The sequence below is a fragment of the Streptomyces sp. KR55 genome (assembly GCF_052245645.1).
Taxonomy (GTDB): Bacteria; Actinomycetota; Actinomycetes; order Streptomycetales; family Streptomycetaceae; genus Streptomyces; species Streptomyces flavusporus.
In genome coordinates, this window is record NZ_JBQQCE010000289.1 from 1 (window position 1) to 12255 (window position 12255).

The following is a 12255-nucleotide window of genomic DNA, read 5'->3' on the forward strand; positions in this document are numbered from 1 at the left end:
ATCCGCGAGGGCGGCAACCGCACCGGCCAGGTCATCGCCGGCCTGGTCAGCTTCTTCAACCCCGGCCTGGTGGTGATCGGCGGCGGGGTGACCGGCCTCGGCCACACCCTGCTCGCCGCGCTCCGCACCCAGGTCTACCGCCAGTCGCTGCCACTGGCGACCGGCAATCTGCCCATCGTTCTGGGGGAGTTGGGCCCCACCGCCGGAGTCATCGGCGCGGCCCGACTGATCAGCGACCACCTGTTCTCACCTGCGTAACGAGACCTCGCACCACAGTTCGCCCAGTACCGCACCCTGCTCTGTTTTGCCCTGCCCTGAACCGGCCCGCACGCCCGCCAAGGGGAACCCACATGGCACCAGAACCACCGCTGCTCAGCATGTCCGGCATCACCAAGTCGTTCCCCGGCGTCCGCGCCCTGGACGGCGTCGACCTCGACGTCCAGGCCGGTGAAGTGCACTGTCTGCTCGGCCAGAACGGCGCCGGGAAGTCCACGCTCATCAAGGTCCTGGCGGGCGCCCACCAGCCCGACGACGGCACGATCCGCTGGCGCGGCGAACCGGTCACCCTCCGCTCGCCCATCGCCGCCATGCGCCTCGGTATCGCCACTATCTACCAGGAACTCGACCTGGTGGAGCACCTGTCGGTGGCCGAAAACGTGCACCTGGGCCATGAACCCACGGCCGCCGGTTTCGTCGTACGACGCAGGACGGCGAAGGCCTCGACGGCGCAGCTGCTGAAACGGCTCGGCCACCCGGAGATCGACCCCGCACGTCTGGTCGGCGAACTGTCGGCGGCCCAGCAGCAGATCGTCTCCATGGCGCGTGCGCTCTCCCACGACGTACGGCTGATCGTGATGGACGAACCGTCCGCCGCGCTCGACCCCGACGAGGTCGACAACCTCTTCCGGATCGTCGGCGACCTCACCGCCGACGGTGTCGCCGTCGTCTACATCTCGCACCGCCTGGAGGAGATCCGCCGCATCGGCGACCGGGTCACCGTGCTGAAGGACGGGCGGGCGGTGGCGGGCGGGCTGCCCGCGAAGTCGACGCCGACGCGTGAGGTGGTGGCGCTGATGACCGGACGCAACGTCGAGTACGTCTTCCCCGACCGGCCGGCCGCACCGGCGCAGGGCGAGCCGCTGCTCGAGGTCCGGGGACTGGCCCGGGACGGCGAGTTCGAGGCGTTCGACCTGAGCGTGCGGCCCGGCGAGATCGTCGGTCTTGCGGGACTCGTCGGCTCCGGGCGCTCCGAGATCCTGGAGACGATCTACGGGGCCCGCAAGCCGAGTTCCGGCCAGGTGCTGGTCGACGGACGGCCGCTGAAGCCCGGCAGCGTCCGCGCCGCCGTCCGCGCCGGACTCGGACTCGCGCCCGAGGAACGCAAGGCGCAGGCCCTGCTGATGCTGGAGTCGGTCACCCGTAACGTCTCGGTCTCCTCCATGTCGCGCTTCTCACGCGGCGGTTGGATCGACCGCGGAGCAGAGCTGGGCGCCGCACGGGCGGCGACCCGCGAACTGTCGCTGCGGCCCGACAACCCCTCCGTGCCGGTGCGCACCCTCTCCGGCGGCAACCAGCAGAAGGCCGTCCTGGCCCGCTGGCTGCTGCGTGGCTGCCGCGTCCTGCTGCTCGACGAACCCACCCGCGGAGTCGACGTGGGCGCCCGCGCCGAGCTGTACGCGGTGGTCCGCCGGCTCGCCGACGAGGGCCTCGCCGTCCTGCTGGTCTCCAGTGAAGTACCCGAGGTGCTGGGCCTCGCCGACCGCGTCCTGGTGCTCCGCGAGGGCCGCGTCGTACACACCGCCCCCGCCCGTGAACTCGACGAACACCGCGTACTCGACCTCGTGATGGAAGGAAGCCCGGCGTCATGACGCAGCCCGTCTCCCCGCCGCGGGGCAGCACCGACAAGGTGCCGCCGGTCGGTCAACTCCCCGCCTGGCGCGGCCTCCTGGCCCGCGCCGATGTCCGCACCCTGTCCCTTCTCGGCGTGCTCGCCGCGCTGGTCGTCATCGGCGGCATCACCAAGCCGGACGAGTTCCTCGACACCCGCAACCTCCAACTCGTCCTCACCCAGGCCTCGGTGATCGGCGTCGTCACCGTCGGCATGACCTTCGTCATCACCTCCGGCGGCATCGACCTCTCCGTGGGCGCGATCGTCGCCCTCGCCTCCGTGTGGGCGACCACCGTCGCCACGCAGGAGTACGGCTTCGGCGGCATTCTCTTCACCTCGGTGCTCGTCGGACTCGGCTGCGGTCTGGTCAACGGACTGCTCATCGCGTACGGCGGGATGGTCCCGTTCATCGCCACCCTCGCCATGCTGGCCTCGGCGCGTGGACTGGCGCTGCAGATCACCGACGGCAAGACGCAGATCGTCACCGTCGACGGCATTCTCGACCTCGGCGAACGCGACGCTTACGTGCTCGGCATCCCGCCGCTCGTCCTGGTCTTCGCCGTAGTCACGGTCATCGGCTGGCTGATCCTGAACCGCACCACCTTCGGCCGCCGCACGGTCGCCGTCGGCGGCAACGCGGAGGCGGCCCGGCTGGCCGGCATCGACGTCCGCCGCCAGCGGCTCTACCTCTACCTGCTGTCCGGCCTGTGCTGCGGTATCGCCGCCTTCCTGCTGATCATCCTGTCCGGCTCCGGTCAGAACACCAACGGCAACCTCTACGAACTCGACGCCATCGCCGCCGCGATCATCGGCGGCACGCTGCTCAGCGGCGGTCGCGGCACCATCGTCGGCTCCGTGCTCGGCGTCCTGATCTTCACCACGATCACCAACATCTTCGCCCTGAACAACCTGCAGAGCGACGTTCAGCAGATCGCCAAGGGCGCGATCATCGTCGCCGCCGTGCTGGTCCAGCGCCGTACCGCGAGCACGACCTGAGGAAAGGGTTCACCGCCATGTCACAGCTCCCCACACGCAGAGGACTGCTCTTCGGGACCGCCGCCGTCTCGGCCGGTGCCCTCCTCGCAGGTTGCACGAGTAACGAGCCCAAGGAGCAGGGCGAGGCCGCCGACAGCAACCAGCCGGCCGCCGACGACCAGCCGGGCAAGCAGGTCACCATCGGATTCGCCGGCCCGCAGGCCGACCACGGCTGGCTCAACGCGATCAACGAGAACGCCAAGAGCCGCGCCGAGAAGTACGAGGACGTGACCCTGGAGATCACCGAGGGTTCCAACGACACGGCCGCGCAGATCGGCCAGATCGAAACGCTGATCAACAAGAAGGTCGACGTCCTGGTCGTGCTGCCCGCCGACGGCAAGGCGCTCACCCAGGTCGGGCTCAAGGCGATGCGGGCCGGGATCCCGGTGGTCAACCTGGACCGGATCTTCAACACCCCGCAGGCGTACCGCTGCTGGATCGGCGGCGACAACTACGGCATGGGCCTCAACGCCGGCCACTACATCGGTGAGCAGCTCAAGGACAAGCCCAACGCCCGGGTCATCGAACTGGCGGGGCTGGACAACCTGGAACTGACCCAGCAGCGCACCAAGGGCTTCGACGACGCGCTGAAGAACTACCCCAACATCCGGAAGGTGGCCCGCCAGGCCGCCGAGTTCACCGTCGAGTCCGGGCAGGCCAAGATGGCCCAGCTCCTCCAGGCGCAGTCGAAGTTCGACGCCCTGTGGAACCACGACGACGACCAGGGCGTGGGCGCGCTGCGCGCCATCGAGCAGGCCGGCCGCGACGACTTCCTGATGGTCGGCGGCGCGGGTGCGCTCTCCGCGTTCCAGGCCATCGAGCGCGACGACGGCGTCCTGAAGGCGACCGTCCTCTACCCGCCCACCATGGCCGCCTCCGCGATCGACCTCGCCCGCGCCCTCGGCCAGGGCAAGGGCGTCGGCGGCCTCGCCGAGTACGAGATCCCGGCGTCGATCACGCTCTACTCGGCCGTCGTCGACAAGACCAACGTCGACCAGTACATGTCCACCGGCTTCCAGTGAGGCGCCCTGTACGACGGCCCGACCGCACGTCTCGGTCGGGCCCCACCCCCCACTGCGCCACGACGACGAGGAGGACATCCATATGGCACAGCCGCAAACGTCCGAAGGGGCCGAGTCCGAGAAGCCTCCGCTGCGCATCGGCATGGTCGGCTACGCCTTCATGGGCGCCACCCACTCCCAGGGCTGGCGCACCGTGGGCCACGTCTTCGACCTGCCCCGGCGCCCGGTGCTGGCCGCGATCTGCGGGCGGGACGCGACCGCCGTGCGGGCGGCGGCCGACCGGCACGGCTGGGCGGCGGCCGAGACCGAGTGGCGTGCCCTGATCGCCCGCGACGACGTCGACCTGGTCGACATCTGCACCCCCGGCGACAGCCACGCCGAGATCGCCCTGGCCGCGCTCGCCGCCGGCAAGCACGTCCTGTGCGAGAAGCCCCTCGCGAACACCGTCGAGGAGGCCGAGACGATGGCGGCCGCCGCCGAAGCCGCGTACGAGCGTGGCCAGTTGGCGATGGTCGGCTTCAACTACCGCCGCCTTCCTGCCACCGCGCTGGCCCGCCGGATGGTCGCCGAGGGCCGGATCGGCACCCTGCGGCACGTCCGCGTGACGTACCTCCAGGACTGGCTGGTCGACCCGCAGGCCCCGCTGACCTGGCGGCTGCGCAAGGAACTGGCCGGCTCCGGCTCGCTCGGCGACCTCGGGGCCCACATCGTCGACCTGGCGCAGTACCTGGCCGGCGAGCAGCTGACCGGGGTCTCCGCGCTCACCGAGACGTTCGTACGGGAGCGCCCGCTGCCCGGCGGCTCCGCGCGAGGCCTGTCCGCGGTCACGGCCGCCGGCACCGGACAGGTGACCGTCGACGACGCCGCCCTGTTCACCGCCCGCTTCACCTCGGGCGCGCTCGCCTCCTTCGAGGCCACCCGGTACGCCACCGGCCGCAAGAACGCCCTGCGCATCGAACTCAACGGCGAACGCGGCTCGTTGGCCTTCGACCTGGAGCGGCTCAACGAGCTCTGGTACCACGACGGCACCGAACCCGACGCACACGCCGGCTTCCGCCGCATCCTCGTCACCGAGCCCGACCACCCCTACCTGGAGGCCTGGTGGCCGCCGGGCCACGGCCTCGGCTACGAGCACAGCTTCGTCCACCAGGCCCGCGACCTGGTCCACGCCGTCGCCGAGGGCCGCCGGCCCGAACCCTCCTTCGCCGACGGGCTCCAGGTGCAGCGCGTCCTCGCGGCGGTGGAGGAGAGCGCCCAGAAGAACTCCGTCTACACACCGATAGCGGTCTGATATCGAGGAGCCCCTGCCATGCCCCGCACCTTCACGCTCTTCACCGGCCAGTGGGCCGACCTGCCGCTCGAGGAGGTCTGCCGTCTCGCCCGTGACTTCGGCTACGACGGACTGGAACTCGCCTGCTGGGGCGACCACTTCGAGGTCGACAAGGCGCTGACCGATCCCGCGTACCTCGAATCCCGGCATGCGCTGCTGGACAAGTACGGCCTGAAATGCTGGGCCATCTCCAACCACCTGGTCGGCCAGGCCGTCTGCGACGCCATCATCGACGAACGTCACCAGGCCATCCTGCCCGCCCGCATCTGGGGCGACGGCGACGCCGAGGGCGTACGGCAGCGGGCCGCCGCCGAGATCGCCGACACCGCGCGCGCCGCGGCCGCGTTCGGCGTCGACACCGTCATCGGCTTCACCGGCTCCGCCATCTGGCACCTGGTCGCGATGTTCCCGCCCGCCCCCGAGTCGATGATCGAACGCGGCTACGAGGACTTCGCCGAGCGCTGGAACCCGATCCTGGACGTCTTCGACGCCGAGGGCGTGCGGTTCGCCCACGAGGTCCACCCCAGCGAGATCGCGTACGACTACTGGACGACGCAGCGGGCGCTGGAGGCGGTCGACCGCCGTCCCGCCTTCGGGCTGAACTTCGACCCCTCGCACTTCGTCTGGCAGGACCTCGACCCCGTCGGCTTCCTGTGGGACTTCCGCGACCGGATCTACCACGTCGACTGCAAGGAGGCCCGCAAGCGCCTCGACGGGCGCAACGGCCGGCTCGGCTCCCACCTGCCGTGGGGCGACCCGCGCCGCGGCTGGGACTTCGTGTCCGCCGGACACGGGGACGTCCCCTGGGAGGACGTCTTCCGGATGCTGCGCTCCATCGACTATCAGGGCCCCATCTCGGTCGAGTGGGAGGACGCTGGCATGGACCGGCTCCAGGGCGCCCCCGAGGCGCTGACCCGCCTCAAGGCGTACGACTTCGAGCCGCCCAGCGCGTCCTTCGACGCCGCGTTCAACAGCTGATCCGCGCGCCCGACGGCAGGTCGGGGACGGGGGCCGGAACGTCCGCCGGCCCCCGGTCCGACCTGCCCGGATCCTGCTTTGTCCTGAGTCGGGAAAAAGTTCAACAAGTCCTGACTCAAGGGGTGTTCGCCCCGGACAAACGCGGTTACTTTCCCTGAAGTGTTCAGGCCCCCCACGCCTCCGGGGTGACGGCGCACCCCGGCGCCCGCACCGCACGTCTTCGCACCCGTTCCGTACGGCCCACCCCGTTCCCGGAGGGACTTCGTGCACAGAAGCAGACTCAAAGGCACCAGGACCACGAGGCGTCCCAGACTCCGCACCACCCTCGCCCTGTTCACCGGCCTGATGCTGGCCGTGGGCGCCCCGGCGACCGTCGCCGGCGCCCACCCCGGCCAGCTGGAAAACGACGAACCGGCAGCCGCCGAGGGGCAGTTCCAGCAGGTACCGCTCGCCAAGGGCGAGCCCGAGATGGGCGAGCCGATGTCGCTCGCCGTGCTCCCGGACCGCAGCGTCCTGCACACCGCGCGCGACGGCACGCTGCGCCTCACCGACCAGGGCGGCGTCACCAAGGTCGCCGGCAAGATCCCCGTCTACACCCATGACGAGGAGGGCCTGCAGGGCGTCGGCATCGACCCGGACTTCGAGAACAACCGGGCGATCTACCTCTACTACGCCCCGCCGCTCGACACCCCCGCGGGCGACGCCCCGGAGAACGGCACCGCCGAGGACTTCAAGAAGTTCGACGGCGTCAACCGCCTTTCCCGCTTCGTCCTCAACCCCAACGGCACGCTGGACATGGCCAGCGAGAAGAAGGTCCTCGACGTCGCAGCCTCCCGCGGCATCTGCTGCCACGTCGGCGGCGACATCGACTTCGACGCCGAGGGCAACCTCTACCTGTCCACCGGCGACGACACCAACCCCTTCGCCTCCGACGGTTTCACACCGATCGACGAGCGGCCGGACCGCAACCCGGCCTTCGACGCCCGCCGCAGCGCCGGCAACACCAACGACCTGCGCGGCAAGATCCTCCGCATCAAGGTCGCCGAGGACGGCTCGTACACCATCCCGGAGGGCAACCTCTTCGCCCCGGGCACCGAGAAGACCCGTCCCGAGATCTACGCGATGGGCTTCCGCAACCCGTTCCGGATGAACATCGACGAGAAGACCGGCACTGTCTACGTGGGCGACTACGGCCCCGACGCGGGCGCCGCCGACCCGAACCGGGGCCCGGGGGGACAGGTCGAGTTCGCCAAGGTCACCAAGGCAGCCAACTTCGGCTGGCCGTTCTGCACCGGCGACAACGACGCCTACATCGACTACGACTTCGCCACCGGCGCCTCCGGTGAGAAGTTCGACTGCGCCGCGCCGAAGAACACGTCCCCGCACAACACCGGTCTCACCGATCTGCCGCCCGCGCAGGCCGCCTGGATCCCGTACGACGGCGATTCCGTGCCCGAGTTCGGTAGCGGCTCCGAGTCCCCGATGGGCGGCCCGGTCTACCGCTACGACCCCGAACTCGACTCCAAGGTGAAGTTCCCCGAGGAGTTCGACGGCGACTTCTTCGCGGGTGAGTTCGGCCGCCGCTGGATCAAGCGGATCGAGCAGAACGAGGACGGCTCCGTCGCGAAGATCAACGACTTCCCGTGGACCGGCACCCAGATCATGGACATGGAGTTCGGCCCCGACGGCGCGCTCTACGTCCTCGACTACGGCGTCTCCTGGTTCCAGGGCGACGAGAACTCCGCGCTGTACCGGATCGAGAACGCCGAGGACGGCTTTTCCCCGATCGCCGAGGTGAGCGCCGACAAGACGTCCGGCGCGGTCGGCCTGAAGGTCGCCTTCACCGCCACCGCCAAGGACGCCGACTCCCCGGAGCTCACCTACAGCTGGGACTTCGGCGACGGCACCAAGGGCGAGGGCCTCACCCCCACCCACCAGTACAAGAAGGCCGGCACCTACGCCGCCACCTTCACCGCCAAGGACCCCGAGGGCAACACCGGCAACGCCAGCGTCCGGATCGTGGTCGGCAACACCGAGCCCAAGGTGAAGATCGATGTTCCGGGCAACGGCAGCCTGGCCGCCTTCGGCGAACCCGTCCCGTTCAAGGTGACCGTCACCGACCCCGAGGAGACCATCGACTGCTCCAAGGTCAAGGTCGCCTACAGCCTCGGCCACGACTCCCACGCCCACGAGCTGACCAGCGAGACGGGCTGTGAGGGCACCCTGAAGCCGCCCGCCGGAGATGGCGGTCACGACCCCAACGCCAACATCTACGGCGTCGTCGGCGCCAGCTACACCGACGGCGGGGCAGGCGGCCAGGAGGCCCTGACCGGCACCGCGCGCACCGTGCTCCAGCCGCTGCACCGCCAGGCCGAGCACTTCACCACCCAGTCGGGCGTGAGGACGTACGACAAGACCGGCGCCAACGGCGGCAAGACCGTCGGCGACATCAACGACGGCGACTGGATCTCCTTCAGCCCCTACCGGCTCGACGGGCAGAAGAAGATGACCGTACGGGCCTCCTCCGGCGGCGCCGGCGGCTACATCGAACTGCGCACCGGCTCGCCCGACGGGCCGCTGCACGGCTCGGCCTACATCCCGCCGACCGGCAGCTGGGAGACCTTCCAGAACGTCGACGTGCCGCTGCAGGCACTGCCCGGACGCACCACGGAGATCTACCTGGTCTTCAAGGGCGGCGACGGCGCGCTGTACGACGTGGACGACTTCGAGTTCTCCACCGAGCCGTTCAAGGACGGCAAGAAGGTCCTGGTCTTCTCCAAGACGGCGGGCTTCCGGCACGACTCCATCCCGGCCGGCATCGCCGCCCTGAAGGAGCTCGGCGCCCCGGCCGGCATCACGGTCGACGCGACCGAGGAGCCCCGGCAGTTCACCGCGGCCAACCTCGCCAAGTACGACGCGGTGGCCTTCCTGTCCACCACCGGCGACGTCCTCAACGCGGACCAGCAGAAGGCGTTCGAGGACTACGTCGCGGGCGGCGGCGGCTACATGGGCATCCACGCCGCCGCCGACACCGAGTACGACTGGGAGTTCTACGGCGGTCTCGTCGGCGCCTACTTCGCCGGGCACCCGGCCATCCAGAAGGCCACCGTGCGCGTCGAGGACCACGACCACCCGTCCACCGCGCACCTGGACGACGCGTGGGAGCGCACCGACGAGTGGTACAACTACCGCACCAACCCGCGGGAGCAGGCCAAGGTCCTCGCCACCCTCGACGAGACGACGTACCAGGGCGGCACCATGAAGGGCGACCACCCGATCGCCTGGTGCCAGAGCTACGGCGGCGGCCGCTCCTTCTACACCGGCGGCGGCCACACCAAGGAGTCCTACGCCGAGGAGGCCTTCCGCGCCCATCTGCTCGGCGGTCTGCAGTACGCCACCGGCCAGGTCAAGGCCGACTGCAAGCCGAGCACGGGCTACCGGAAGATTTTCAACGGCCAGACCCTGGACGGCTGGAAGCAGGCCGGCCCCGGCAAGTTCAACGTCAAGGACGGCACCCTGGAGTCCGAGGGCGGCATGGGTCTGCTCTGGTACCAGGCCAAGGAGCTTCAGTCGTACTCCCTCAAGCTCGACTGGAAGATGCAGGGCGACGACAACTCCGGTGTCTTCGTGGGCTTCCCGGCCTCCGACGACCCCTGGTCCGCGGTGAACAAGGGCTACGAGATCCAGATCGACGCCACGGACGCGCCCGACCGCACCACGGGCTCCGTCTACTCGTTCCAGTCGGCGGACATCGAGGCCCGTGACGAGGCCCTGCTGCCGCCCGGCCAGTGGAACTCCTACGAGATCAAGGTCCAGGGCGAACGCCTCCAGGTGTTCCTCAACGGAGTCAAGATCAACGACTTCACCAACACGGACCCCGAGCGGAGCCTGACCGACGGCTACATCGGCCTCCAGAACCACGGCGCCGACGACCAGGTCTCCTTCCGCGACATCCAGCTGAAGGAACTGCCCGCCCAGGGCGACTAGAACGGCGGCGGGCGGAGGACGCCGGACCTCCGCCCGCTGTCCCGCCGGGCCCCGCGCCCGGCACCCCGCTCGTCCACTCCCGGCGCTCGCACCCGGTTCGCGTACGACAAGGAGGCTGCCCATGTCCGCCGAACCGTCTCTCCCCACCCCCTCCCCGGCCCCGCGCTTCGGCGTCTGGCTCATCGGGGCGCGCGGATCCGTGGCCACGACCGCGATCGCGGGCTGCGCCGCCGTCACCGCCGGGCTCCACCCGCCGACCGGTATGGTCACCGAAATCCCTCCCTTCACCTCGTGCGGTCTGCCATCGTTGTCGTCCCTCGTCTTCGGCGGTCACGACACCGTCGACTGCCCGCTGCCCAAACGCGCCGAACACCTCGCCGCCGGCGGCGTCCTGCCGCACGGTCTGCCCTCCGCCGTGCACGCCGAACTTGTCGCCGCCGACCGGGAGATCAGGCCCGGCGGCCCCCTGCCCGGCGACACGGACGGCGGCTCGGGCCGCACCCACGACGAACTGATCGACGTGTTCGCGGCCGACATCCGCGACTTTGTGCGCCGCCAGGGCCTTTCGGGCGCCGTCGTGGTGAACGTCGCCTCCACCGAGCCCGCTCCCACCGACGGCACGCTGCCCCCCAGCTCCCTCTACGCGGCTGCCGCCCTGCGCGCCGGCTGCCCCTACGTCAACTTCACCCCCTCCACGGGCCTGCACCACCCGGCGCTCGCCGACGAGGCCGCGACGGCCTCCGTCCCCCACGCGGGCCGCGACGGCAAGACCGGGCAGACCCTGCTGCGCTCCGTGCTCGGCCCGATGTTCCTGCAGCGCGCCCTCGCCGTGCGCGCCTGGTCCGGCACCAACCTCCTGGGCGGCGGGGACGGTGCCGCCCTCGCCGACCCCGCGGCCGCCGCCGCCAAGAACGCCGGCAAGGAACGCGTCCTCGCCGACACCCTCGGCGCCGCTCCCCAGGGCGAGGTCCACATCGACGACGTGCCCGCGCTCGGCGACTGGAAGACGGCCTGGGACCACATCGCCTTCGACGGCTTCCTCGGCTCCCGCATGATTCTGCAGACCATCTGGCAGGGCTGCGACTCGGCGCTCGCCGCCCCGCTCGTCCTCGATCTGGCCCGTCTGGTCGCCCGCGCCCAGGAGAAGGGTCTGACCGGTCCGCTGGGCGAGCTGGGCTTCTACTTCAAGGACCCGGTCGGGGACAGCCCGTCGTCACTGGCCGAGCAGTATGCGGAGCTGAGGGGCTTTGCCGAGCGGCTGCGGGACGGCGCCGGTGATCGCGGGGTGCAGCGGTGAGCCGCACGGTGGCCACAGCGCAGGACACGCCCGCGTCGACGGGGGTGACGGCGGCGGGCCCGGCCCCCGAGGACGCCGCCTCGCTCCCCGGCGGCGCCGCGCCCCGCACACCCCGCCCCCGCTCCGGCCGCGCGGGCGCCTGGGCCGAACTGCTGCGCCTGCCCGCGCTGTTCACCGTCCCCGGCGACGCCCTGGCCGGCGCGGCGGCGGCCGGGGTGCGCTCCGGGCCCCGCACCCTGCTCGCCATCGGGTCCTCCCTGTGCCTGTACGAGGCCGGCATGGCCCTGAACGACTGGGCGGACCGCGCGGAGGACGCCGTGGAGCGTCCCCACCGCCCGCTTCCGTCCGGCCGCATCCGCCCGGCCGCCGCCCTCACCGCGGCCTGTGGCCTCACCGGCGCCGGTCTGGTGCTCGCCGCCCGTGCCGGCCGGCCCGCCCTCGCGGTGGCCGCGCCGCTGGCGGCGACCGTCTGGGCCTACGACCTCGCCCTCAAGCACACGCCCGCCGGCCCGGTGGCCATGGCCGCCGCCCGCGGACTCGACCTGCTCCTGGGCGCGGCCGCCACCGGCGGCGGCACCCGGGCCGCACTGCCCTCCGCCGCGCTGCTCGGCAGCCACACCCTCGCGGTCACGGCCGTCTCCCGCCGGGAGACCACCGGCGGTTCGGCCCTGGCCCCGCTGGCGGCCCTCGCGACGACGGGCGCGCTGACCCGGCTGGT

The 12255-nt window shown here is 71.1% G+C and carries 9 protein-coding genes; all 9 read left to right on the forward strand.

The window, feature by feature from the left end; all coding sequences use genetic code 11:
• Positions 1-258 (forward strand): ROK family protein (locus tag ACTWQJ_RS33265; protein WP_443310217.1); only part of this gene is annotated, 258 nt, incomplete at its 5' end.
• A 92-nt stretch (positions 259-350) separates the two neighbouring features.
• The gene (locus tag ACTWQJ_RS33270) at positions 351-1868 is read left to right on the forward strand and encodes a sugar ABC transporter ATP-binding protein (protein WP_443310218.1); all 1518 of its coding nucleotides are present in this window, start codon (positions 351-353) and stop codon (positions 1866-1868) included.
• Positions 1865-2884, forward strand: a complete 1020-nt coding sequence (locus tag ACTWQJ_RS33275) for an ABC transporter permease (RefSeq protein WP_443310219.1) — start codon at positions 1865-1867, stop codon at positions 2882-2884. The genes ACTWQJ_RS33270 and ACTWQJ_RS33275 overlap by 4 nt, the downstream gene beginning before the upstream one ends.
• A gap of 17 nt (positions 2885-2901) precedes the next feature.
• Positions 2902-3945 carry a substrate-binding domain-containing protein gene (locus tag ACTWQJ_RS33280; protein WP_443310220.1) on the forward strand — a complete coding sequence of 348 codons (1044 nt, stop codon included), beginning with the start codon at positions 2902-2904 and terminating at the stop codon, positions 3943-3945.
• A gap of 82 nt (positions 3946-4027) precedes the next feature.
• Complete coding sequence (locus tag ACTWQJ_RS33285; protein ID WP_443310221.1) at positions 4028-5236, forward strand: Gfo/Idh/MocA family protein; 1209 nt, start codon at positions 4028-4030, stop codon at positions 5234-5236.
• Between the two features lie 18 nt (positions 5237-5254).
• On the forward strand, positions 5255-6253 hold the full coding sequence (locus ACTWQJ_RS33290) for a sugar phosphate isomerase/epimerase family protein (RefSeq protein ID WP_443310222.1): 999 nt from the start codon (positions 5255-5257) through the stop codon (positions 6251-6253).
• A gap of 264 nt (positions 6254-6517) precedes the next feature.
• On the forward strand, positions 6518-10240 hold the full coding sequence (locus tag ACTWQJ_RS33295) for a ThuA domain-containing protein (protein WP_443310223.1): 3723 nt from the start codon (positions 6518-6520) through the stop codon (positions 10238-10240).
• Between the two features lie 121 nt (positions 10241-10361).
• Entirely contained in the window at positions 10362-11537 is a 1176-nt protein-coding gene (locus ACTWQJ_RS33300) for an inositol-3-phosphate synthase (protein ID WP_443310224.1), read from the forward strand.
• Positions 11534-12255, forward strand: a 722-nt coding sequence (locus ACTWQJ_RS33305) for an SCO3242 family prenyltransferase (RefSeq protein ID WP_443310225.1), incomplete at its 3' end; no start/stop codon positions are given. The genes ACTWQJ_RS33300 and ACTWQJ_RS33305, both read left to right, overlap by 4 nt.

Coding starts and splice junctions, on each gene's coding strand:
- ACTWQJ_RS33300 (WP_443310224.1), top strand. CDS start 10,362: ATGTCCGCCGAACCGTCTCTCCCCACCCCCTCCCCGGCCCCGCGCTTC.
- ACTWQJ_RS33275 (WP_443310219.1), top strand. CDS start 1,865: ATGACGCAGCCCGTCTCCCCGCCGCGGGGCAGCACCGACAAGGTGCCG.
- ACTWQJ_RS33280 (WP_443310220.1), top strand. CDS start 2,902: ATGTCACAGCTCCCCACACGCAGAGGACTGCTCTTCGGGACCGCCGCC.
- ACTWQJ_RS33270 (WP_443310218.1), top strand. CDS start 351: ATGGCACCAGAACCACCGCTGCTCAGCATGTCCGGCATCACCAAGTCG.
- ACTWQJ_RS33285 (WP_443310221.1), top strand. CDS start 4,028: ATGGCACAGCCGCAAACGTCCGAAGGGGCCGAGTCCGAGAAGCCTCCG.
- ACTWQJ_RS33290 (WP_443310222.1), top strand. CDS start 5,255: ATGCCCCGCACCTTCACGCTCTTCACCGGCCAGTGGGCCGACCTGCCG.